The organism is Parafilimonas sp., from assembly GCF_047606085.1.
Taxonomy (GTDB): domain Bacteria; phylum Bacteroidota; class Bacteroidia; order Chitinophagales; family Chitinophagaceae; genus Parafilimonas.
In genome coordinates, this window is sequence record NZ_JASGEX010000070.1 from 22,663 (window position 1) to 45,795 (window position 23,133).

General features: G+C 40.7%; 20 protein-coding genes and 1 tRNA gene. 8 read left to right on the top strand and 13 right to left on the bottom strand.

Translation table 11 applies throughout. From position 1 onward, the window contains the following. Positions 1 to 9: 9 nt before the first annotated feature. On the top strand, positions 10 to 837 hold the full coding sequence (locus tag QM629_RS06450; protein WP_415158413.1) for a heme-dependent oxidative N-demethylase family protein: 828 nt from the start codon (positions 10 to 12) through the stop codon (positions 835 to 837). 165 nt (positions 838 to 1,002) lie between these two features. Beyond that, the gene (locus QM629_RS06455) at positions 1,003 to 2,202 is read left to right on the top strand and encodes a DUF4407 domain-containing protein (RefSeq protein WP_415158377.1); all 1,200 of its coding nucleotides are present in this window, start codon (positions 1,003 to 1,005) and stop codon (positions 2,200 to 2,202) included. An 11-nt stretch (positions 2,203 to 2,213) separates the two neighbouring features. Here QM629_RS06455 and QM629_RS06460 read toward each other — a convergent pair whose 3' ends face one another. From QM629_RS06460 to prmC, 5 genes are all read right to left on the bottom strand, one after another. Continuing rightward, positions 2,214 to 4,064, bottom strand: coding sequence for a hypothetical protein (locus tag QM629_RS06460; RefSeq protein ID WP_415158379.1), 1,851 nt, complete (start codon positions 4,062 to 4,064; stop codon positions 2,214 to 2,216). A 142-nt stretch (positions 4,065 to 4,206) separates the two neighbouring features. Beyond that, a complete protein-coding gene (locus tag QM629_RS06465; protein ID WP_415158381.1) occupies positions 4,207 to 4,455 on the bottom strand; it encodes a hypothetical protein in 249 nt (82 codons plus the stop codon). Beyond that, positions 4,436 to 5,776 carry an HTTM domain-containing protein gene (locus tag QM629_RS06470; protein WP_415158415.1) on the bottom strand — a complete coding sequence of 447 codons (1,341 nt, stop codon included), beginning with the start codon at positions 5,774 to 5,776 and terminating at the stop codon, positions 4,436 to 4,438. Before QM629_RS06470 ends, QM629_RS06465 begins: the two co-directional genes overlap by 20 nt. 421 nt (positions 5,777 to 6,197) lie before the next feature. Beyond that, positions 6,198 to 6,506 carry an ATP-dependent Clp protease adaptor ClpS gene (locus QM629_RS06475; protein WP_415158383.1) on the bottom strand — a complete coding sequence of 103 codons (309 nt, stop codon included), beginning with the start codon at positions 6,504 to 6,506 and terminating at the stop codon, positions 6,198 to 6,200. A gap of 41 nt (positions 6,507 to 6,547) precedes the next feature. Then, on the bottom strand, positions 6,548 to 7,411 hold the full coding sequence (gene prmC, locus QM629_RS06480) for a peptide chain release factor N(5)-glutamine methyltransferase (protein ID WP_415158385.1): 864 nt from the start codon (positions 7,409 to 7,411) through the stop codon (positions 6,548 to 6,550). Positions 7,412 to 7,440: 29 nt separating this feature from the next. Between prmC and ribD the strand changes: the two genes are divergently transcribed. Continuing rightward, on the top strand, positions 7,441 to 8,517 hold the full coding sequence (gene ribD / locus QM629_RS06485; RefSeq protein WP_415158387.1) for a bifunctional diaminohydroxyphosphoribosylaminopyrimidine deaminase/5-amino-6-(5-phosphoribosylamino)uracil reductase RibD: 1,077 nt from the start codon (positions 7,441 to 7,443) through the stop codon (positions 8,515 to 8,517). Positions 8,518 to 8,929: 412 nt separating this feature from the next. Here the strand turns inward: ribD and QM629_RS06490 are convergent, their stop codons facing one another. From QM629_RS06490 to QM629_RS06515, 6 genes are all read right to left on the bottom strand, one after another. Beyond that, entirely contained in the window at positions 8,930 to 9,871 is a 942-nt protein-coding gene (locus tag QM629_RS06490; protein ID WP_415158389.1) for an NAD(P)-dependent oxidoreductase, read from the bottom strand. Positions 9,872 to 9,909: 38 nt separating this feature from the next. Beyond that, a complete protein-coding gene (gene rsmA / locus QM629_RS06495; RefSeq protein WP_415158391.1) occupies positions 9,910 to 10,665 on the bottom strand; it encodes a 16S rRNA (adenine(1518)-N(6)/adenine(1519)-N(6))-dimethyltransferase RsmA in 756 nt (251 codons plus the stop codon). Between the two features lie 175 nt (positions 10,666 to 10,840). Then, entirely contained in the window at positions 10,841 to 12,151 is a 1,311-nt protein-coding gene (locus tag QM629_RS06500) for an ammonium transporter (RefSeq protein ID WP_415158393.1), read from the bottom strand. A gap of 24 nt (positions 12,152 to 12,175) precedes the next feature. Continuing rightward, entirely contained in the window at positions 12,176 to 13,243 is a 1,068-nt protein-coding gene (locus QM629_RS06505; protein WP_415158395.1) for an outer membrane beta-barrel protein, read from the bottom strand. 340 nt (positions 13,244 to 13,583) lie between these two features. Next, positions 13,584 to 13,982: a hypothetical protein gene (locus tag QM629_RS06510; RefSeq protein WP_415158397.1), complete on the bottom strand. Its 399-nt coding sequence runs from the start codon at positions 13,980 to 13,982 to the stop codon at positions 13,584 to 13,586. Positions 13,983 to 14,260: 278 nt separating this feature from the next. After that, positions 14,261 to 14,331: transfer RNA gene (locus tag QM629_RS06515), tRNA-Cys, on the bottom strand. Between the two features lie 79 nt (positions 14,332 to 14,410). On the opposite strand from QM629_RS06515, the gene QM629_RS06520 reads away from it, so the two are divergent. From QM629_RS06520 to QM629_RS06530, 3 genes are all read left to right on the top strand, one after another. Then, a complete protein-coding gene (locus QM629_RS06520; RefSeq protein WP_415158399.1) occupies positions 14,411 to 15,313 on the top strand; it encodes a nucleoside phosphorylase in 903 nt (300 codons plus the stop codon). A 1-nt stretch (position 15,314) separates the two neighbouring features. Continuing rightward, the gene (gene dapF / locus QM629_RS06525; RefSeq protein ID WP_415158401.1) at positions 15,315 to 16,097 is read left to right on the top strand and encodes a diaminopimelate epimerase; all 783 of its coding nucleotides are present in this window, start codon (positions 15,315 to 15,317) and stop codon (positions 16,095 to 16,097) included. 332 nt (positions 16,098 to 16,429) lie between these two features. Further along, positions 16,430 to 17,368, top strand: a complete 939-nt coding sequence (locus QM629_RS06530) for a magnesium transporter CorA family protein (protein WP_415158403.1) — start codon at positions 16,430 to 16,432, stop codon at positions 17,366 to 17,368. Between the two features lie 133 nt (positions 17,369 to 17,501). Here the strand turns inward: QM629_RS06530 and QM629_RS06535 are convergent, their stop codons facing one another. Further along, a complete protein-coding gene (locus QM629_RS06535) occupies positions 17,502 to 18,086 on the bottom strand; it encodes an RNA polymerase sigma factor (RefSeq protein ID WP_415158405.1) in 585 nt (194 codons plus the stop codon). Between the two features lie 355 nt (positions 18,087 to 18,441). On the opposite strand from QM629_RS06535, the gene uvrA reads away from it, so the two are divergent. Continuing rightward, positions 18,442 to 21,342, top strand: a complete 2,901-nt coding sequence (uvrA, locus tag QM629_RS06540) for an excinuclease ABC subunit UvrA (protein WP_415158407.1) — start codon at positions 18,442 to 18,444, stop codon at positions 21,340 to 21,342. A 240-nt stretch (positions 21,343 to 21,582) separates the two neighbouring features. Further along, the gene (locus QM629_RS06545) at positions 21,583 to 22,044 is read left to right on the top strand and encodes a DUF4251 domain-containing protein (protein ID WP_415158409.1); all 462 of its coding nucleotides are present in this window, start codon (positions 21,583 to 21,585) and stop codon (positions 22,042 to 22,044) included. Positions 22,045 to 22,055: 11 nt separating this feature from the next. Here the strand turns inward: QM629_RS06545 and xerD are convergent, their stop codons facing one another. Further along, positions 22,056 to 22,958, bottom strand: coding sequence for a site-specific tyrosine recombinase XerD (gene xerD, locus QM629_RS06550; RefSeq protein ID WP_415158411.1), 903 nt, complete (start codon positions 22,956 to 22,958; stop codon positions 22,056 to 22,058). Between the last annotated feature and the right edge of the window lie 175 nt (positions 22,959 to 23,133).

Here is a 23,133-nt window from a genome sequence, read left to right on the forward strand (position 1 = left end):
TTTTCATATATTGATCAGGATTATGATGCTTATCTCGGTAACAAAAAAAACTGCAGGAATGAAAACATGCATAAATACTGCTGCCAGCATAACCTTAATCCTTCAACCATTAAACAGGTTACTGCCTATATAGCTTCACAACTTCAGAAAGAATATCCTTCGCTGTTTGAATTTGAAGATAGCGGCGGAAATTGTTTTTTCTGCAATGTCAGAACGCATGAAGCAATAGCATGGAATAAAAACACGATGCAGTTGTATAACAACAATTATATTTCCCTGTTTGATGCATTGTGCAGCCAGGCGCAGGAAGATTTTGCGATATGCCAGTTAGAAAACAATAAAGACTGGCTGGCGGCTATTCATGTATGTTCGCCCAATCATTGGTCGCCGCAGCAAAAAACAGGGAAGCCTTTTGATGCGGTGCATGCGCCTGTGGCCGGCATGCAAAAAACTTTTGGGCATTATTTCAAGATGCTTCAATCCATTGTTCAAAAGGGGCCGTTTACAAGATTTGCGTGGGGCATTGCAACAGACAACAGGTTAAACCATCACCCGGAGCCGCCGCCTTCCATTAATAAAACAGCGTGGGAGGGAAGGCAGATAAATGATGCCGCCAGGTTGTTTATACGAACGGAAAGACAAAATATGATTGGCTTTCCTGAAGTGAATGCTTTTCTTTTTACCATACGCACGTATTTTTATGAAGCAGATGATTTGAATGATTATGAAAAGAAACAGTTATGGTTAGCTGTGCAAAGCATGCCGCCTGAATCGCTTGCTTACAAGGGATTGACGAATGCAAAAGGTTGCCTTGCCAAAAAATTATCTGCCGGTTAATTTTTTTTAATGTATTCATAAGCCCGGCTTCACCGTGCCGGTTGAATTAACAGGCAAACTTTCGCCTGTTAAATTTTTCCAGCTTCACAATCAACGTTAAATTGCTGCGTTTCCAGTAAAGTCCCAATCTTCACCCATCATTATTTACCAGTAAAATTTCATGTAATGGAACCGGATACGCATGCTCTTTTACGAAGGGACGATTATGCACCTTCATCATGCACGCAGTTTTTATGGTGGCTGGCAACTGCTGAAAAAGAGTTGATAAAAGACTGTACGGTAGATCGCAACCGCTATGCCATTACCGGCGCGGCGGTATTGGGAACCTGGGCCTTTGCCACACTTGCATGGGGCTATTTTTTCAGTACGGTTGTGAGCAATGTAATTGCTGCAATCATGTTGGGTGTTTTTATGGGGCTTATCATTCTCAGTATTGACCGTGCTCTTATAAAGGGCATTACAACCGCCAATAAACGCAAAATGCTGCCTGTTGTTTTCAGGCTGATATTGGCGCTTACCATTGGTACTTTTATGGCGCAACCGGCATTGCTGTATTTATTCAATAAAGAAATTCATGTGCAGGTTTCATTGGATAACGAACACCGGAAAATTGCCAGGCAGCATGAACTGGATAGCCTGTATGCGCCGGAAATAAGCAGGTGGCAGCAGGACAAAAAATCAATGCAACAGCAACTTAATATAAAATATAATGAGGTAGCTGCCAGCCGTAACGCTTTTATTGCCGAAACCGATGGCACAGGCGGCAGCGGTAAAATAGGTTTGAAAGATATTGCCCGGGCAAAGCAAGACGAATATATAAAGCTTGATGATGCGTATAAAAACCTGCATGCTGCATTGCAACCAGCACTAAACAGCGCTGACAGTGCATTAAGCGCCATTCATCAAATCAAACAAAAAGAATTGCAGGCATTTAATGTTTTAATGAATGATGGTTTCTTAACGCAGACGGAGGCTTTGCATAATATTATCCAAAACAATGCTGCTGCACAGTTTCGTTATTATTTACTGGTTATTATTTTGGTATTGATTGAGCTGATGCCTGTGCTTGCCAAATCATTATTGCCCGGTGGGACGTATGATGAAAAACTGAGGTTGCAGGAAATAATGGAGAAAGAAATTACAGAAACCAACATGCAGCAGGAAGGCAAATTGAAAGCATTGTATAACAAAATTGCTTTTGAGCAGGATAGTGAGTTTATCCGGTATTTTTTTGATGAAGCCAAAGAAGAGCGCAAACAAAAAATGCGTGACCGGCTTCAGCGCTGGAAAGAAAACGATAACGGCAGTTTTGATAAAATGTGGAACAGCTTTAAAAAGGATATTTTAACGAAGCTGGAGAATTGAGAGCGGCTCATTTAAAAAATATTATTATCGTAATCGCTGTTAAGCTGAATGATGTCCGGCGCATGCACATAATTGGTGTTATACCGGAACTGTATGTTTATTGTAAACCGCACGAGAAATTGGGATAAGCCCTGCGGGATATTTGGCAAATAAACAAACCTTAGCTCTGTGGTTTTAAATACCAGGTTTTCATTTCTCGTTCTTATGCCGCCGCCAAAACCATAATACCAATCCTGAATGCCGGGCTCATCTTTTGTTTTTATTGCCGCAATGTCTGCAAAGCCAAATGGAGAAAATTTAAAACCAAAAATTTTAAAATCGGTAAAAGTAATGGTTTCAGAATGCAGGCTAAACCTATTATTACCCAATACCGAATCGGCTTTAAAATAGCGAATGCCAAAGGGATTGTCTAAGCGCAAAGGCTCCAGCCCTGTACGATTAAAGACATGTGTATAGGAAATACGGGCATACTGGCGCATCTTAAAATTTTTTAGCAGCACAGCCCTGCTAAATGCGGAAGCGCCTATAAGTAATGCGCCATCTTCCATTTTTCCTTTGTTGTAAAATGTGCCGGTGCGTAAAAAGTATTGAACAATATCTCCCTTGCTATATACGCTGTAAAGGTTGGCATCAACGCCGCTGTACATTCTGGAAAGAAAGGACTGTTTATACCAGCCGCCTGTAAATGACACGTTGTAGCCATAGGGAACATCTTCCGTATTCCCAAAACCATAGAGGTAATTTGTTTTATAAAATGCTTGTTTAAAAAAAGTAAACTGGCCTAAAACAGCCTGCTTGTCGTTAAACCTGAATATAAGCTCATCAATGGCCTGCTGCGGTGTTTTTACAAAATTTGTATTCATGTAACGGATGCTTACAAAATGCCTTTCGAGATGGTTATGGTTGAGCGCATATTTTTTTATGCCAAGGTTATAACCTATCCAGGCATCAAATAGTTTATAATGATAATCATAATAATCAAATGGCGGCTTGTTATAATAATTGATGGTTTTAAAATCGCCTATCGTCAGGCCCCCCGCAAAATGCTTGTATTGCGAAGCAAGGTTTCGCTGCAGGGAAAGATACATGGCATGCTCATCGGTTGTGCGGTCAAAAAGGTCGGGGTTAATAGTTGAATAACCAACCGATGCATCTATAAAGCTATGCGCCACATTAAATTTTGTGTAAGAAAACCCTGTGCCGGTGGCCGGTACCCTGTCTTTCTCTACCAAAACAGTAGCCTGCAGGCTTTGTGCAGCCCCAAAAAGGTTTACATCTTCTGCCGTTGTCTTAAACTTGCCGGTGCTGGCCCTGTTAAGCACACCATTGATGCTGAAAAGGTCTTTGGTAATCACATATACATCAACAGAATCGGGCGAACCGGTTTTGGGCTGAATGATAATACGGGCATCCTGCATATAATCTAAGGTGCGTAAAAAACGCTCATTATCAGCAAGCAGGTAAGCGGCTACCGGTGTATTCTCTTTAAAAAACAGGTTATCCCTTATTGCCCACTCCTTGGTATTATTATGCAGCTCGTTCAATATCCTTGTTCCGAAATAATTAATGGACTTTGAGGTGTCAGTAAATGTTTTTTCAAACTTAAACCGGTTAATAATAATGTTGCGGACGATCTTTCCTTCGTATTGTTTAAAGGCTGTCTCACTTTTTGTGGTAAGCAGTTCCTGCTGATTGAACTTGCTGATGGTGCTGGTATCTTTATTCTTCCTTTTGATAAGCTTTAGCGCATGATGAAAGATATTGTTTTTTGATATGGTTTGAATGGTATCTTTAACCTGCGCACCGGCACAAAAACAAACAAGCGGCAGGCAAATGATAAGAGATAACTTACGATAGTTCACACGTAATATAGCGGTTAATAAATTAATTTATAATCATTCTCAAACGTACATTAAATTTTTCATGCATAAATTACACAAAGAATGCGTGAAAATTTAATGGAAATTCCTCCTGACCTATAAAAAGCATAATATTCAAGAGAATTTAAGCAATATGCTGAAGCAGGGCCAGAAATTCATTCCGGCCTATCATTTCAGCGCCCAGGCTTTCCAGGTGTTTTGTGTAAACCTGGCAATCTATTACAACGATGCTTTCGCCTGCTAATTGCTGTACATAATTAATAAAAGCAAATTTGCCGGCATTGCCTTTGCCGGTTTTAAGCTGCTCTTCCGTATTTTTAAAAAATCCTGTACACAGCTGTTTTACCCTGATTTTATGGCTTTGAATAGTCATCAGGCTCAGGTAAAATCCATGGCTGATGCCCAAAATAATTCCATTTTGTATTGGCTAAATCGGTTTTATTATCAATATACTTATGATAAGGTCCCTCATTTATTGATAAGGAAGACTTTACATAAACACCTATATCAATGCCCTTTCTTGCATATTCTTTCTTAAGGTATTGCGCAAATTGCCATATTATATCCGGCTTATCCTTTATGGTACTGGCCTGAAGATCGGTTAAATAATTTAAAAGGTTAATTACTTCTCTTTCATGCGTTTTTTTATTTTCTACAATAAATTTTGTTTTGGCAGATTTAGTTCTAAGCATCATTCTCCAGGAAAGACGATGGCCTTCTTCGGTCCAAAGAACATCGCCTGGAATACTATAATGCCTTAGTGGCAAATATATTTGCCATAATACGTAGATAAAAAGCATAAACATAACAGCCGTTTGCCTTTTATGCTGCGAACACAATTCTTTTTTTACAGGAATATAAACAGGTTTTTTAGGAAAAAATGCTTTTCGGATTGTTTCGGGAGGAAAGCAAAACACACACAATGCCAATGCGAAATAGGGAAAAATTCCAATTTGAAGCGTAATTGAATTAAATGTGTGGAAAAATAAAGCTGAAATAAAAGCAACCTTTCTGGTTTTTTTATATAACAACAGTGGTACAATAAGCAAATCAAACCCAAGCCCAAGCCAGGAAAATGTCTGAACAAATTCTTTTGATAATGCAATGTTGGCCAAAGCTCCTCTGTTAAGCCCAGATCTTGAAAACCTTATTCTTAAATAATCTCCGTTCATCCATCCGGGATATAATTTAGCTATTGCAGCAAAAAAATAAACAATGAATGATTGGGTAATAAATAATAAGCGATTCCAGTTGTAAGTGTAATTGGAACGTATTTGTGGCCATAACCCTGCGTCTATAGACTTATATTGATTTGCAGGTATAAAAACCATGAACCATGCAACCAACATTACAAGATAATAATGATTATTGTAATGTTCCTTCTGCATAAAATAAGTTAGCGACCATAGTAATGCAAATAACAGAGATGAAATACGATAAAAAGCGCCTATGGTTATTAAGAGTCCCAAAAATCCCAGGAAACCATATACGTAATACATGGTTTGGCCGAGAAGAAAGTGAGTCCATTCAAAACCAATAAAAGTGAAGGTTATTTGCGGATCAACAAAAACTTCCTTTACCCAGCCTGTAGGTATTGCGCCCCAGCATTCTATCAAAATCAAAATCCCAAAAAAAATACGAAAAATGATAATTTGAGAATTATCAATCTTGCTAAATAAAATGTTGCGTAACATAATTGATACCAATTCAAACCAGCTATTAATCAATTTATTATTCAAATTAAAATTTTAATTGGCGTTTGTTTACACATTTATCAATTAATTTACAAATTGGAATTTTATTAAGAGTTATCAGCTTTTCAGAAGAAAGGAAAGAACCGGTATAAAAGGAAACTAATTTAACGTGTGTCTGATATAATTTAACCCGGGCTTTTAAGCCCGGACTGTTTACAGGTAAAGTGTTATTGGCTTTAGCCAGGGCTTTATTTTTAATTGAAGCGCTCAGGCTAAAGCCGGGAATCTATACGCATCTCCTGCCCAAAGCTAAAGCATTGGGTTGGCGGATGTTTATATCGAACTTGCGTTAATTTACAGGCTAGGTAAAACCTGTTCGTAAAGTGTTTATTAAAAAAATTAAATAGCCGGTAAATAATAACTAATGCTCCGCCATTTCTTCTATAGTGGCATTTATGCCCCGGTCAATGATGGCTTTGCGCATGGGGTTAAGGGTTTCATAATCGCCTTGCTTAACGGCATATTTCCCCTGGAAATGTATTATATAAGCGCATTGTTCGGCCTGCTCTGCCGTATGGCCGCAAACTTCAACCAGCGTTTTAATCACCCAGTCAAACGTATTCACCTCATCGTTCCAAACTATAAGGTTATATGATGCGGCAAGCACATCCAGCAATCCTGCTTCCACCTCTTCTTTTACCTGCGCTGCATTGGTTGTAGTAATAGCCATAACTGCAAATTTAGTTTATGCCTTGTATAAATGTTCCCGTATTATCTTAAAAAACCTGCCACAAAACGGTTTTTTTCCTGCAGGTCTTTTTTAATCTCGACAGGACTAAACCCTTTACTATGCAACAGGGAAGCAACCTGTTCACCCAACAGTTCATTCATTTCAAAATATAATTGCCCGCCGGGATTTTTAAGATGCTGAAGCGCAAAGCCGGTAATGGCTTTATAAAACAGCAGGGCATCATCATCGGGAACAAATAAGGCGCTGTGCGGTTCATGCTGCAAAACGTTTGGACGCATCGCTGCCGCTTCGCTTTTCATGATGTAAGGAGGATTGCTTACAACCACATCTAATTCAGAAAAAGGCAGGGCCTGCTGAACATTCAATATATCAGCCTGGAAAAACTGTACGGCAACCTTATTTTTTTCTGCATTTTTTTCGGCAATTTGGATGGCATGCAAGCTGAAATCCAATGCAAATACCTTTGCTGTTGGTAATTTTTTTTTAATTGAAATAGCAATGCACCCGCTACCGGCGCCAATATCCAGAACTGAAGGTGTTTGCAGGCCGGAACGGCTGCATTTTTCTAAAACCCATTCAACCAGTTCTTCTGTTTCCGGCCTGGGAATTAATACGTTTTCATCCACGTAAAACAGCATGCCGGCAAACCACGCTTCGTGCAGAACATATTGTACTGGTTTATGTTGCAAAAGCTGGTCAACATTTTTTTTAAGATTAATTTCCTGTGTGGAAGTAAGCGTTCTATTCTTATAAATCAATCTGTCTGTTCCTGACAAACCTGTAAGCTTTTCCAAAACCATATTCATTATGTTTGTGCGCTCACGCTGTTCATATATTGAATTAAGCGCTGACGTTATCATTTTACCGGCCTCGGAAATAGTCATATTGCAATGCTATTAATTATTTTTGAAGAATGATCCAGCGGGATGAATTATACATGCGGCGCTGCATTCAACTGGCAAAGCTTGGAGCAGGAACTGTGGCGCCTAATCCCATGGTTGGGGCGGTGTTGGTTTATGAAAACAGCATAATAGGCGAGGGGTATCATCAAAAATATGGCGAAGCGCATGCCGAAGTAAATTGTATTGATTCTGTAAAAGAAGCGGATAAACAATTTATGGAAAGATCAACTTTGTATGTTTCGCTTGAGCCCTGCGCCCATTTTGGAAAAACGCCGCCCTGCAGCGACCTCCTCATCCGAAAAAAAATCCCAAAAGTTATAATTGGTTGCCGCGATCCTTTTAAAGAAGTGGATGGCAAAGGCATAGAGAAATTAAAAGCCGCCGGCGCAGAGGTTGTAACCGGCATATTGGAAACCGCGTGTAAAAATGTAAACAAGCGTTTCTTCACATTTCATACCCAAAAGCGCCCGTACATTATTTTAAAATGGGCGCAGGCTGTTAATAAAATAATAGCAACAAATGACGACAGACGACTAATAATCAGTAATAAATTAACCGACAGGCTGGTACACAAATGGCGGCACGAAGCAGCCGCGATCTTAGTGGGAACCAACACCGCGATTGCTGACAATCCTTATTTAACCAACCGTTTGTGGGCCGGGAAAAATCCTGTAAGGTTGGTGATTGATAAAAATTTAAAGCTTCCGTTGAAACTTAAAATCTTTAATGCCGATGCGCCAACAATTGTATTTAATTATGAAAAACACACAATAAATCCTAACCAAAATTTTTTAAACCAGGTATATTATTACCGGACAAACAAATACAACAGCCTGGTGCAGCAAATTGCCAAGGCCTGCTATGAATTGAATATTCAAAGCGTTTTGGTGGAAGGGGGCGCAAAATTGCTGCAATCGTTTATTGATGAAAACATTTGCGACGAAATAAGGATTATAACGAATAAAGATTTGGTTGTTAAAGACGGGCTGCCTGCTCCTGTATTCGGTGGCGCATTCAGCAGATCGCCCGGCTTTTTTATACAAAACGATGAAATGGAATTTTTCTTCGCGCCTGAGAAAAAATCGTGATTTATTTGAAAAAGAAAATGATCAATAGCTGCCTGACGGAATGCCCGGTGTTTATACTACGCAAGGAGCAAAAGCATGAAACCGAGCATGATAATTTTTTCTCACACAGGGGAATGTGCATCAGGGCGTTCTCCCGAAGCGAGTTCGGGACAGGCATGAGACCATCGAAAAAACAAACTTGCACGAATGAAACGCCCATGTAAAATGTATTCAACACACAGGGGAATGTACATAGCGAGGTTCCCTGTCTGCTGAACAGACAGGCATGAGACCATTGAAAAATCAAACCTGTACGAATGAAATTTAAATTTAACGGTCGGTTCAGAAATTTGCCTGAATAAATCTTGTTGACCTGTTTTTTTTCTTCGCGTTAAAATATTAAGGTGTAATGAATACGTATTACAGTAACTGGTCATAGAACTTTTTTTTCCATTAACTTATCCAGCACCACTTTTGCCATTTTAAAAAAAGCTTCGTGGCTGTAACCGGCAATGTGCGGCGTGATGATTACATTCTTTTTGCTGCACAGGTCCTGAAGCGTAGCTTTTTCTTCATCGGAGTAAGCAGGTAAATTTTCATTTTCCAGCACATCTATGCCGGCAGCTTTAATAAAACCGATGTTTAATGCATTTAACAAGGCCCTGGTGTCTGTTACCTTGCCCCGGCAGCAGGAAAGAAAAACGGGCTTGCGCTCAAAGCGTTTAAAAAACGCTTCATCAGCGTAATGAAATGTTTCTTTGGTAAGCGGCAGGTGCAGGCTTACCACATCTGCATAGCGTGCAATTTGCTCAGGCTCCGCCTCGTGCACATGGTCTTTGGCGTAACCGAATTTATACTTATCATGTGCAAGAATGGTGCAGTTGAACGAGGATAATAATTTGGCAAACGCCTCACCGGTATTTCCATAACCAATTATGCCAACTGTTTTTCCGGATAATTCCGTTCCCCGGTTTCCATCCCGTATCCATTTACCATGCTTTACCTCTTCAAAACTGCTGGTAATATTGTTCAGCAGGTTTAGCAGCAGCCCGAGTGAATGTTCTGCCACTGCATTGCGGTTGCCTTCGGGGCTGCTTACACAAGCAATTCCCTTTTTTTCTGCATACGCCACATCAATTAATTCCATGCCGCTTCCCAGCCTGCCTATCCATTTTAAGTTAGCGGCCTTATCAATTATAGCTTTATCTACTTTCAGCCTTGTGGTTACTATTAAGCCCGTTACATCTTTTATCAGCGATTCAAGTTCCTGGTATGTTACCGCCGGTATATGTAAAATTTCATACCCTTTTGTTTTTAATTCATCTATTAAATATGCATGCACTTTGGCGGTAATAATTGCTTTTTTGATTGACATGATGGCTGCCTGGTTTTACCCAAAAAAAATTTTATAGCTTATCTCATTTTAAATGTAAGCGCCGCAAAATCTTCAATGCTCAGTTGCTCGGCGCGCTTATCAAAAATTCCGGCCTGCAAAATATCTTCATTAAATAAATTACGAACAGCATTGCGCAACTTTTTTCTGCGTTGGTTGAAAGCTGTTTTTACAAGCAGGAAAAAATTTTCTTTGCTGCTTATGTTTAATAATTCTTTTTTGATGGTTAATGCAATAACGCCGCTCATAACTTTTGGTGGTGGGATAAAGGCAGAAGGTGGCACGTCAAATAAATAATCCACCTTATAAAAAGCCTGCACCAAAACGCTCAATATGCCATACGCTTTTGTATTTGGCTTTGATGCTATGCGCTGCGCCACTTCTTTCTGAAACATGCCTGTAACCAGCGGAACATATTCTTTCCATTCGAGAATTTTAAAAAGTATTTGTGAGGAAATATTGTAAGGAAAATTTCCAACCACTGCAAAATCTTCTTCAAAGGGCATATCGGCTTTTAAAAAATCCGCATGGATCAATTTGTCTTGCAATGATGGATATGCCTGTAAGAGAAATGTCACTTTTTCTATATCAAATTCTATTGCTTTAAAGCTGGTATCATTTAACTGAATTAAAAATTTGGTAAGTGCGCCGCCGCCGGGGCCGATCTCAAGCAGGTTTTTAAACTGGTATTTGGTTAATGCAGCCACTATATTCCTGCTAATAGTATCATCTTTTAAAAAATGCTGACCCAACGATTTTTTCAGCGTGTATTGCATCCGACAAATGTAGTGTTATGCCAGGTATAACCCTGTCATGTCAGGTTTAAGCTGACGTTTTATGTTGACAAGCCGGTGGACGAAGCTGTCACTACCGCAATGAAAAAAGAAAAAGACCCCGCAATGCAGCAGGGCCTTTTAAGCTGAAGCAAGTTAGTTGAGGAGGCAAATAAAATTATAAACTTTCGTCATGTTGTGTAATATCAAGGCCGAGCATTTCATCTTCTTCGCTCACACGCATCGGGCTGATGATATCTACTATTTTGAAAAGAATGAAGCTCATTACCAGCGCAAATATTACTACTATAAAGCAACCCAATACCTGGTGGGCAAAGAAACTGCCGCCACCGTATAATAAGCCATCGTTTCCTCCGGGGTTGATGGCTTTGCTGGCGAAAACGCCTGTTAGTATCATGCCCACAATGCCACCAATGCCATGGCAGGGAAATACATCCAGGGTATCGTCAATAGTTGTTTTGCCTTTCCAGAATACTGCCACATTTGAACAGATCGCCGCAATAAAGCCTATGAAAATGCTTTGCGGCAAGCCTACAAAACCGGCTGCAGGCGTAATGGCCACCAGCCCCACAACAGCGCCAATGCAGAAGCCTAAAGCCGAAGCTTTTTTGCCTTTCAGCATATCAAAAAATATCCAGCCAAGCCCGGCTGCCGCGGCTGCCGTATTGGTATTGGCAAATGCGTCAACAGAAAGGCTGTTGGCGGCAACCGCAGAGCCGGCATTAAAGCCAAACCATCCAAACCAGAGCAAACCTGTGCCTAATAAAACATAAGGGATCCGTGCAGGCTTAACATGTTCGCCTGTTATGGCAACTTTGCGCCTTTTTAAAACAATAGAACCTGCCAATGCAGCGCAGCCTGCGGAAATGTGCACCACGGTGCCGCCTGCAAAATCCAGCACGCCCATTTTAAAAAGCAAACCATCGGGGTTCCATGTCCAATGTGCAAGTGGCGCATAAATGAACAGGCTGAACAATACCATGAAAAGAACATAGGACATAAAACGAATTCTTTCAGCAGTGGCGCCCACAACCAGGGCAGGTGTAATAATCGCAAATTTCATCTGGAATAAAGCAAATAATAAGATAGGGATGGTTGGCGCAAGGCTCCAGGCTTCATGGCCGTTAATGCCTTTCATCATGAGAAATTCAGAAGGATTGCCAATAAAGCCGCCAATGGAAGGGCCGAACGCAAGCCCAAAACCAACCACCAGCCAGAGAACGCTTATTAAGCCGGTGGCAATAAAGCTTTGAAACATGGTAGAGATAACATTTTTCTTGCCTACCATGCCGCCATAGAAGAATGACAGTCCCGGCGTCATTAATAATACAAAGGCTGTGGATACAAGCATCCAGGCAATATCGCCGAAATTGTATCCGTCTGATGAATGGTCTGCAACGAGCGGAATAAATATGCCCCAAACGGCAAAAATACCTAACAGGAGAAATGGGATTGGTTTACTTTTCATAACAATTTTTGTTTATTTAAAAAATTAGAAGTGATAAGTTGCAGCAAGAATGCCTGTAAAGCCTGATTTTGAAGGATCGCCATTATTCTTAAAGAATACTTCATCCTTTGCATTTTCAAACCTCAGTTCAGGTATAATGGTAAGGTTACCAATTTTGATATTGGGAGAAAGCGTGATGTCGAAAATACTGGTGCCGGGTGCGGCCACAACCGCTTTTTTGTTGTCGAAATATTCCCCGCGAAGCGTTATTCCAAAAGTGCTTGAAGGGTCAAGGTTAAAGTATAAGGCAGAGCCCCACCAACTGTCAGCACTGCCACCATCCGGTTTTACGGATTGAACAGTTCCATTATAGCCGATATTAAATTTGTCTGAAATGGTTCCGGTAAGCACTACATCAAATTGGGTTAAGCCGTAGCTCCCGCCATAACTTCCCTGGTAGTTAATATAGGCGCTCAATTTATCGTCGGTGGTTGCTGTGCTAAACTGCGCCAGCCCAAAAAAGCGGGAATTGCTTTGCGATACATAATCGGTTGTGTTGGCTACGCCAAGCATAAGATTACTTTTTGCGCCTAAGCCAATATCGGCTTTTAAGCCGGTGTGCGAAAAGGGCCCGTACGAAAACATGTAATCCATGCTATAGTTGCGGTTCAGATAGGCATCTGTGGGCTCATAACCAATATGTGTAGCCCATTTGCCCATGGTTAGTTTAAACTTATCTGATACGGCATAGCTCACATAAGCCTGTTTTACTGCAAAAAGGGTTGGGTTGTCAGGGTTGGCATAAGCAAATTCTTCTGCTCTTTTGCCAAAACCCAAATCAACGGTTGCGCTGGCCTTGCCAAAAGTATGGTCGGCCCTAAGGCTGGCCATACCCAGCTCGAATGAATTTTGGGAATTGGTAAATGCAGTGTAATTGTTAGTGAGTTTTTCGCCGGTTGAAGCATCTTTAGCGTTTGCAAAATTATAACGGTAATATACATCAACAGAGCCTGAAATGGTAGGCCAGGGCGATTTTTGTTCTGTGTCTGATTGGCTAAATACAAAAAAATGAGTAAACATCAACGAAATGGAAGAGAGGATCCTTTTAATCATAATAGTTTAAATTTTAGTTAGCGAAAAGTTTCTTCTGTATGGGCAGTGAATCATCAGCATGGATTCGGAAAAATATTAGAATATTAAATATAAAAAATATAATTAATTTGAATATTATATTGCAATAGTACTAAAAATAAATACAATAATGCTATTAATTAAATAAATATTTTTTTAATTTAATATGTATTTATAACACATTAATGTATAGATGATTGTATGCTGAAAACATTGGAGTGTCTGCAAAATCAGCTTGTTAAGGAGTAATTATAGAGGTGAGATTGTAAAAAGGATAAGTTAATACAGATTAATATATATTATATTTAATATACTTAATAAATTAGCTTTTATTTTTTTCGAGCTGCTTTAGATCGGGTAGAAAAGTCATAATTAAAATTCCTATACACAGCAATAGTTCTAAATATAGACCCATTTTTTTTTCCGGGCATTCACCCATGAAACAGGTGGAAAGCAGCATGAAATTGCGAATGCTCCATGCGAGGTTGATTGTGCCTATAAAAACGTTAATGCGTTTTGCCCAGATCTTGGGAATAGAAAAAAACGCTATCAATATTACCCCCAATGCAAAATGCATCAGCCCGGGCTTGCCATACATGGTTCCCGGGGCGCTCAATCCTGTAACGAGAATATTTCTGCCTGGTATAAAACTCCAGGGTAAATAACAAATGCCTGCCAGTAGCAATACAAGTATGCAACCTATGGTTTGTGAATATTTCATTCGTACAAGTTTGATTTTTCAATGGCCTCATGGAACCTCGCTATGCACATTCCCCTGTGTGAGAAAAAATTATCATGCTCGGTTTCATTCGTACAAGTTTATTTTTTCAATGGTCTCATGTCTGTCCCGAACTTGCTTCGGGAGAACGCCTTAATATACCTGCCTTACCGGCCGGCATTCCCTATAATGAAAAGTATTTTACATGGCGCTTCATGTAAAATATTCTTTGCCTTCATTCAATTAAAAAGCCCTCCCCGCAGCGCGGAGAGGGCTTTCAGAGGTTCCGAGCAGATTCGAACTGCTGTAAAAGGTTTTGCAGACCTCTGCCTAGCCACTCGGCCACGGAACCATAAAACAGGGGGTGCGAAAATAAAACAAAGCATTCAAGCGTCAAAACAAATCCTCACTCACAAAATAAATTTTAATATTTGCTAAATCTAATAAACAGGTTTATGCGTATTGCCGAAAGCGAACTTATTCTGAATGAGCGTGGTGCCGTTTACCACCTTAATTTATTGCCCTCAGAAATTGCTTCAATCATAATAACGGTTGGAGATCCTGACCGCGTGCCATTGGTGAGCCGGTTTTTCGATCAAATTGACATGCGGCAGTCACATCGCGAATTTGTTACCCACACCGGAACGTTGGGTGGAAAAAGAATATCGGTTGTATCTACGGGAATTGGTACGGATAATATTGATATTGTCATGCAGGAACTGGATGCGTTGGTAAATATTGACCTTGCCGAACGGCGGGTAAAACAACAACTGCATCAACTGAATATCATACGCATTGGCACCTGCGGCTCGCTGCAAAAAGAAGCTCCTGAAGATAGTTTCATCGTTTCCACGCATGGGCTTGGAATAGATAACCTGCTTAATTTTTATGTTATTTCCAACAATGATGAAGAAAAGAACCTGCTGCAACAGTTTATTTTGCATACCCAGTTAAGCAACAGGTTTGCGCAACCATATATAGCTGCGGGCGCTGCGGCTTTGCTTAAACATTTTGTTGATGGTTTCCATCATGGCATTACCATTACCTGCCCGGGATTTTATGGTCCGCAGGGACGCATGCTACGGTTAGGGTTGGCGTATCCTGAATTGAGAGAACGTTTAACAAGTTTTAATTCAGGCAGCCATCGTATCCTGAATTTTGAAATGGAAACTTCGGGCATTTACGGCCTGGGCAAACTGCTGGGGCACAATTGTATCAGTTTGAGTGCTGTGGTGGCTAACCGTGTGGCAGGCAGTTTCTCAAAAGATGCAGGTAAAACGGTAAATAACTTAATTGAGAAAACTTTGAACATAATTACATCAACCAATCTTTAATATGAACCAGACTTTTTATAAATACCAGGGAACCGGCAACGACTTTATAATTATTGATAACAGGCATAATCATATCAGTCTTGAAGATAACCAGGTGAAACATTTGTGCAACCGCCGTTTTGGTATAGGGGCCGATGGCTTAATGCTTATGAACGAAAAGGAGGGGTTTGATTTTGAGATGTTGTACTATAATGCGGATGGCCATACAAGCACCATGTGTGGCAATGGCGGGCGTTGCATGGTAAAATTTGCTTATAACATGGGGCTGCATAAATCAGAATTTTTGTTTATTGCAGTTGACGGGCCGCATAAAGCTGCTATAGAAAGCAATGGCTGGATTGACTTAAAAATGATAGATGTAGATGCCATAGAAATATCTGCGTTTTCAGATTATATTCTTAATACAGGTTCTCCGCATTATGTAAAGCAGGTAAATAATATAATGGATATTGATGTGGTAAAGCTTGGCCGCGAAATACGCTACAGTAAACTTTTTGCCGGTGAAGGCATTAATGTAAATTTTGTGGAGCAGGGAGATGAAGGAGAAATTTATGTGCGTACGTATGAGCGGGGCGTAGAAGATGAAACACTAAGTTGCGGCACCGGCGTTACGGCATCGGCGCTTTCATTTGCACATAACGATAATGGCTTTAATCATATAAGCGTTAAAACACCGGGCGGAAACCTGGCTGTTGACTTTGATAAAACCAGCGAGACCAGTTTTGAGAATATCTGGCTTTGCGGCCCGGCTACTTTTGTTTTTAAAGGCGAAATTGAAATATGAACAACCGGTCCGGTACAGCGCGGTTTCACACAATTTATACCGTTCATGGGAAAATTGATACATTGGTTATATACTGTTTCTCAGAAAGTACAGTAACCACACAGGTACATGAATTTAACAGGAAAGAGTCGGCTGTGGTTAGCATAGGAAAGAAAAATAAATTTTCATATAGCATACGGATTGAAGGAAAACTTTCCAATCTTTATGAATTTGTAATTCCTTCCGGGTAAAATCAGAAACGGTATAACTGTGTGGTTTTATATAGAATACATTGCACATTTTTATGAGGCGGGAAATATATGCTCCCCATTCATTATTTACAATCCTCCAAAATGATCCAGCTTTTTAAGATCGCCAATAACAGTGTAATAGAGATAGAAAAACCGGCTGATGCAGTTTGGGTGAACCTTGTGCCGCCTTTCAAGGATGAGGAGTTTCAGGAGCTGAGCAAAACACTTGAAATACCAATAGAATTTTTGCGCGATTCATTGGATATAGACGAACGTCCCAGGTATGAAGTGGAAGACGATGTGCGCTTCATTGTAATAAAAACCCCTGCTGAAAACAATTCGTTTAACGACAGCGATGCCTATTATATAACCATTCCTATATGCATTATCCTTACCAGCAACCAGATAATAACGGTAAACTCATTTGATAACGATGCCATAAAAAAATTCCTCAGCACTTTTCAAAAACGCAATCCTGACAAGCGTAATATAATGGTGCTGAAAATTTTTGAGAAGGTGGTGCAGAACTTCATGGATTTTTTGAAGGAGATTAATAACCGACGTAATACCTATGAACAAAAATTATACGACAGCAACCGTAATGAAGAATTGCTTAATCTCATGCGCATTCAAAAAAGCCTTTTGTATTTTGTAACAGCATTGCGCAGCAACGAATTGCTGATGATAAAGCTGGAGCGAACGAACTTTTTATCATTAAGCGAAGATGAGCGCGAAATACTGAATGACCTTATTGTAGAAACCAGCCAGGCGCTTGAAATGGCCAATATCTATACCAACATATTAAGCAGTACGCTTGACGCCTTTGCAAGCATTATAAGCAATAACCTTAATAATGTAATGAAGCGGCTTACATCCATCACCATTATACTTTCATTTCCTTCGCTGGTAGCAAGCATTTATGGTATGAACGTGGCTATACCTTATGCCAATACGCAGCATGCATTTTACATACCGGTTGTTTTGTCAATAGTAGTATCTGTGGTAATAGCCTGGTACTTTATGAAGAAGAAATGGTTCTGATATGATGGAAATAATAAAGGCTGTTAATTTAAACAGCCTTTATCATCTTGTTGTTAATCAGTTCTAAGATACGGTAAGCATAAAAGGGGAAACATCACACCGGCCATCTTCCTCACTGTCTAACAACAATATCTTACAAATTTATTTGTTTTTCCAACATCATTTTCCTAAGATTTATCAGCCCATAGCGCATTCTTCCCAATGCCGTGTTAATACTGCAGTTGGTGGTTTCGGCTATTTCCTTAAAGCTCATATCGCCAAAATGCCTTAAAACAATTACTTCCCGCTGCTCTTCGGGCAATTTATCAAGCATCTGGTGAATACGGTCATAGTTTTGGTTGCGCATGATTCTGTGCTCTGCATTATCATTTACAACCACGTGTATCACATCAAAAATATCCTTTTTGTCCTGTGTAAGAATGGTGGGCGTGCGTTTTACTTTGCGGAAATAATCAACGCAAAGGTTATGCGCTATACGCATGGCCCAGGGCAAAAATTTGCCTTCTTCATTGTAGCGGCGGCTGCGCAATGTGTCAATGATCCGCAAAAAAGTTTCCTGGAAAAGATCCTCGGCAAGAAACTTGTCTTTAACCAAAAACAGGATGCTGCTGAAGAGTTTGTCTTTATAGCGGGAAACAAGCGTTTCAAGGGCGCCACAATCGCCATCCTGGAAACCAAGAATCAGCTGGGTATCACTTAATGATTTATGTGCTTTCATAATCGTGCCTTTAATGCAGCATTACTGTTTTACAGAAATTAGTTAAACTTTATAAAATAAGAAGCCGGGTAAAAGTGTAAGTATAGGCAACGATTTTTTTTGTTGATCTGCTATTGTATGCAATATGTAAAAAAAAAGTGAAATCCCCAAATGATATTCCCCGAAAAAATTTTTATAGAGCGTAATTTCGGCGTTTTCTACGTTTGAACAAGACAGAGCGTGTATTTCAAATTTTCGCAGGTGGGGGTCACCACCCACCTGTAGAGCCCGCTACCGGTCGGTGTTTCACCGACCGGAGTGCCGTGTATGAAGCGAAAATTTGAAATGTGTCCAAGACAGAAAGATAAAAATTATTATGAGCTTAAGCGAGACAGGCACCAGGATGGAAAAGCTAACCCAAAAGAAAAAGTTGCCCGAAAATATCTTTATCAGGGGGGCCAGGGTACATAACCTTAAAAATATTTCGGTTTCGTTTCCGCGTAATAAATTTATTGTGGTTACGGGCGTTTCCGGCAGCGGCAAATCATCTTTAACCATGGATACTTTGTTTGCCGAAGGCCAGCGGCGTTATGCAGAAAGCCTCAGTGCTTATGTGCGCCAGTTTATGGCAAGAATGGTAAAGCCCGATGTGGATTTCATTAAGGGTCTTTGCCCGGCTATAGCCATCGAGCAAAAAGTTATTACCCGCACACCGCGCAGCACCGTTGGCAGCATGACGGAGATTTACGATTATCTGCGCCTGCTTTATGGCAGAACAGGCATTACCGTTTCCCCGGTCAGCAGCAGGGAGGTGAAAAAAGATGATGTGCCTGATGTTTTAAAAGCCATCCGGGAATTACCAGGAGGCAGCAAAGTGTATATTCTTGTACCGTTTAAGCAGCATGCCAAGAGGGAAGTAAGGGAAGAACTGAATATCCTTTTACAGAAAGGGTTTTCAAGAATTTATTTTTCCGATAAGGCTGCAACGCATCCATCCAAAAAAAATGCAGCACCAGTTTCTGATATTATACGTATTGAAGATCTGCTGGAAGAAGATGGCAAAACGCTTAAACAAAAATTTAAGGCAGCGTTTGCCGTTTATTTGCTGGTTGACAGGATTGTTACCAAAGATTTTGATGAAGATGATATGCATCGTTTAAACGATTCCATTGGCACCGCATTTTATGAAGGTGATGGTGAAATGCTGCTGGAAATAAACGAAGCGGGATCCCTGCATTTCAGCAATAAGTTTGAATTAGACGGGATTGTATTTGAAGAGCCTGTTCCCAATTTATTTTCATTCAACAATCCTTACGGCGCCTGTCCCACCTGCGAAGGTTTCAGTCAGGTGCTGGGAATTGATCCTGATCTTGTAATACCCGACAGAAGGCTGAGTGTTTATGACGGCGCGGTTGCCCCATGGAAAGGAGAGAAGCTGGGCTGGTGGCGCGAACAATTTGTGAAAGGTGCAAGAGCGATCAATTTTCCCGTGCATAAACCGATAGCTGACTTAACAGATGAGCAATACGATGTTTTATGGAAGGGACAAGGCGGCGTGTATGGCATAGATGAGTTTTTTAAAGAAGTAGAACAAAATCTGTATAAAGTCCAGTACCGTGTTTTATTAAGCCGTTATCGTGGCCGCACCAAATGCCCGGATTGTAAAGGATATCGTTTACGCAAAGAAGCGTTATATGTAAAGGTGGGCGGCAAGCATATTGGCGAGCTTTGCGAAATGCAGGTAAATGATTTAAAGAAGTGGTTCGATAATTTACAGTTAAGTGATTACCATACAAAAGTAGCGACGCGTATTTTAATAGAAATTCACCAGCGTTTGCAAACCCTGCTGGATGTGGGTTTAGGCTATCTTACCCTGAACCGTTTAGCCAATTCTTTAAGCGGCGGCGAAAGCCAGCGCATTCAGCTTACCCGGAGCCTGGGCAGCAATCTTACCAATTCATTGTATATTCTCGATGAGCCTTCTATTGGTTTGCATGCAAGAGACACAGAATGTTTAATAAGTGTTTTGAAAAGATTGCGTGATGAAGGCAATACAGTTGTGGTGGTGGAGCATGATGAGATGATGATGCGGGAAGCTGAGCATATTATTGATATGGGGCCGCTGGCATCGCATCTTGGCGGGGAAGTGGTGGCTGAAGGTAATTATGATGCTATCATTAAAAATCCGGAAAGCCTTACCGGCAAATATTTGCGCGGGGATTTAAAAATTCCTGTACCGGAAAAATTACGTACATCAAAGCATGCATTGAAAATAACCGGAGCGAGGCAAAACAATCTAAAGAATATTGATGTTGATTTTCCGCTTGATGTATTATGTGTAGTAAGCGGTGTAAGCGGCAGCGGCAAAACCACGCTGGTAAAACAGATTTTATATCCTGCATTACGAAGGCTGAAAGGAGAGTTTGGCGAGAAGGCCGGTTTTCATAAAAGCCTGGAAGGTGATGTTGATTATATATCGCAGGTGGAAATGGTTGACCAGAACCCGATTGGAAGAAGCAGCCGCAGCAACCCTGTAACCTATATTAAAGCTTACGATGAAATACGCGATTTGTTTGCCAGACAGCATTTAAGCAAAGTGCGTGGTTTTCAGCCTAAACATTTTTCTTTTAATGTGGATGGCGGCCGTTGCGATGCCTGCAAGGGCGAAGGCGAGCAAATTGTTGAAATGCAGTTCCTGGCCGATGTGCATTTAACCTGTGAGGTTTGCGGCGGCAAGAAGTTTAAGGAAGAAGTTTTGGAAGTAACCTATAAGGGCAGGAATATTTATGATGTACTGGAATTAAGCGTTGATGATGCGATTGAATTTTTCTCGTCCCCAGAAGCAGGAAGCCGGGAGATAACAGGGGCTGCCATTGCAAAAGCTATACAACCTTTGCAGGACGTTGGCCTGGGGTATATAAAGCTTGGCCAGAGCAGTGATACTTTAAGTGGCGGTGAGGCACAGCGTGTGAAGCTGGCTTCTTTCTTAGGCAAGGGCAAAAGCGCCGGGCATATACTCTTTATTTTTGATGAACCTACAACAGGCCTGCATTTTCACGATATACAAAAATTATTGGGCGCCTTTAATGCGTTGATTGAGCAGGGGCATTCCATCATCGTAATTGAGCATAATACGGACGTAATTAAAACGGCCGACTGGATAATTGATATGGGCCCAGAAGCCGGAGATAAAGGCGGCAATGTGGTGTATGCAGGCGCCCCTGCCGGTATAAAAAAAGTTAAGGAAAGCATTACGGCAAGGTTTATTGATGGCTGAAGCCTGGCTTACCCTAAGCATCTGTTTGAAAATTTAATTCTTTACAGGTTTAGCGATTTGTCGCACAGGGTAAGGGAGCATAAGCGTAATGAAGCGCCTCTGCTGGCTTTGTGTTCTCTGTGCGAAAAAATCTTAAACATAGGAGCTTCTAAGAAAATGTTTAATTTGAGCTTTGCGCCGGCTAATAATTAAACAGCGCCGGGAATAAACAGTCAAACCGGTTGCTTAAAAATTTTTCGTATGAAAAAGATTATTTCACCGCTTTTTTCTTTGATTTTGATGGGCGGGTTATATGCGCAGGACTCAGCAAGTGCTGTAAAATCATTGCTTGATTCAAAACGTTATTCATTTATCCCTCAAACAATGAGCCCGGCGCGGGGCACGATGCGGCCATTAACCGGCGGTTTTTCCCTTGATGTAAAAGGCGACTCGCTTGCAGTATATCTGCCATATACGGGGAGAGCATATAGTGCGCCAATAGACCCGTCAGATGCAGGCTATAATTTTACTTCCACTAATTATGATTATGCAATTAAAAAGGGAAAAAAGAATCGCTACGAAATCTCTATGAAAATAAAAGACAGGTTTTCAGGAACTGAATTTTATTTAACGGTGTTTGATAATAAGTCAGCCAGTTTACAGGCAAGCAGCAACGATAAGCAAAGCATATCTTACAATGGTTATATACAACAGCTTGAATAATTTGTTCCTGTTTATTTCTTAAAAGCCGGGTGAAACTGGTTTAACGTTGCCCGCAGGTAATCCCTGTCTAAATGCGTATAAATTTCCGTGGTGGTAATGCTTTCGTGGCCGAGCATTTCCTGCACAGCGCGCAGGTCAGCGCCGCCTTCTACCAGGTGCGTTGCAAATGAATGCCTGAATGTATGTGGTGAAATGGTCTTGCTTATGCCTGCTTTTTTAGCAAGGTCTTTAATAATATAAAATATCATCACTCTCGATAAGCCGCTGCCAAACCGGTTTAAAAAAACGATGTCTTCACTATTTTTCTTTGGTGTGATGTGATTGCGGATATTGTCTTTATAAATTTTTATATGTTTGACGGCATCGCTGCCAATAGGTACTAAACGTTCTTTGTTTCCCTTGCCAATTATGCGCACAAAGCCAATATCAGGGTATAAATTGCTCAGCTTTAAGTTTACCGTTTCGCTTACGCGTAAACCGCAACTGTACATGGTTTCCAGTATGGCTCTGTTGCGTGTACCGTCAGGTGTGCTCATATCTATTGCAGCAATAATGTTTTCAATCTCTTCAAAACTCAACACATCCGGCAATGCCCGTTTTAATTTAGGCGCTTCCAGCAAAACAGAGGGGTCTTTTTCAATAATGTTTTCAATCAGGCAATATTTAAAAAAGCTTTTTATGCCCGAAATAACCCTTGCCTGCGAAGCTGCATTAATGCCCATTTTCGCAAGGCTTTGAATAAACTGCTGCAGGTCTTTTAAAACTATGCCGGCAGGCGCTTGCATAATGTTTTCCACCTGCAGGTATTGCGTTAGTTTTTCAAGGTCGCGCATGTAAGCCTCCACGGAGTTATCGCTTAAAGATTTTTCAAGCTGCAGGTATGCTTTATACGATTTCTTGTATGGTTGCCACATTGCACAATCCCGTTTTTTTTATTTGTTATTTAGCGTGAGTTTATATGTAAAAAAGTTTCAGAGTGGCAGCAGTCCGGGAAAGAATCGAGGCTGCAAAGAAGAACTTTGCTATAAATAAAAAAAGTCAGATTATGAAAAAGCAAACTTCATCTGCTGCTGAAACCTGCAACAAAGG

What these genes read in the sequence shown, in the direction of transcription:
- QM629_RS06530 (WP_415158403.1), top strand. Translation starts at nt 16,430, where the DNA reads ATGATCCAGCTTTTTAAGATCGCCAATAACAGTGTAATAGAGATAGAA.
- QM629_RS06500 (WP_415158393.1), bottom strand. Translation starts at nt 12,151, where the DNA reads ATGAAAAGTAAACCAATCCCATTTCTCCTGTTAGGTATTTTTGCCGTT.
- prmC (WP_415158385.1), bottom strand. Translation starts at nt 7,411, where the DNA reads ATGACTATTTCCGAGGCCGGTAAAATGATAACGTCAGCGCTTAATTCA.
- QM629_RS06490 (WP_415158389.1), bottom strand. Translation starts at nt 9,871, where the DNA reads ATGTCAATCAAAAAAGCAATTATTACCGCCAAAGTGCATGCATATTTA.
- QM629_RS06510 (WP_415158397.1), bottom strand. Translation starts at nt 13,982, where the DNA reads ATGAAATATTCACAAACCATAGGTTGCATACTTGTATTGCTACTGGCA.
- dapF (WP_415158401.1), top strand. Translation starts at nt 15,315, where the DNA reads ATGAACCAGACTTTTTATAAATACCAGGGAACCGGCAACGACTTTATA.
- QM629_RS06470 (WP_415158415.1), bottom strand. Translation starts at nt 5,776, where the DNA reads ATGTTACGCAACATTTTATTTAGCAAGATTGATAATTCTCAAATTATC.
- QM629_RS06505 (WP_415158395.1), bottom strand. Translation starts at nt 13,243, where the DNA reads ATGATTAAAAGGATCCTCTCTTCCATTTCGTTGATGTTTACTCATTTT.
- xerD (WP_415158411.1), bottom strand. Translation starts at nt 22,958, where the DNA reads ATGTGGCAACCATACAAGAAATCGTATAAAGCATACCTGCAGCTTGAA.
- rsmA (WP_415158391.1), bottom strand. Translation starts at nt 10,665, where the DNA reads ATGCAATACACGCTGAAAAAATCGTTGGGTCAGCATTTTTTAAAAGAT.
- ribD (WP_415158387.1), top strand. Translation starts at nt 7,441, where the DNA reads ATGATCCAGCGGGATGAATTATACATGCGGCGCTGCATTCAACTGGCA.
- QM629_RS06455 (WP_415158377.1), top strand. Translation starts at nt 1,003, where the DNA reads ATGGAACCGGATACGCATGCTCTTTTACGAAGGGACGATTATGCACCT.
- uvrA (WP_415158407.1), top strand. Translation starts at nt 18,442, where the DNA reads ATGAGCTTAAGCGAGACAGGCACCAGGATGGAAAAGCTAACCCAAAAG.
- QM629_RS06465 (WP_415158381.1), bottom strand. Translation starts at nt 4,455, where the DNA reads ATGACTATTCAAAGCCATAAAATCAGGGTAAAACAGCTGTGTACAGGA.
- QM629_RS06535 (WP_415158405.1), bottom strand. Translation starts at nt 18,086, where the DNA reads ATGAAAGCACATAAATCATTAAGTGATACCCAGCTGATTCTTGGTTTC.
- QM629_RS06545 (WP_415158409.1), top strand. Translation starts at nt 21,583, where the DNA reads ATGAAAAAGATTATTTCACCGCTTTTTTCTTTGATTTTGATGGGCGGG.
- QM629_RS06475 (WP_415158383.1), bottom strand. Translation starts at nt 6,506, where the DNA reads ATGGCTATTACTACAACCAATGCAGCGCAGGTAAAAGAAGAGGTGGAA.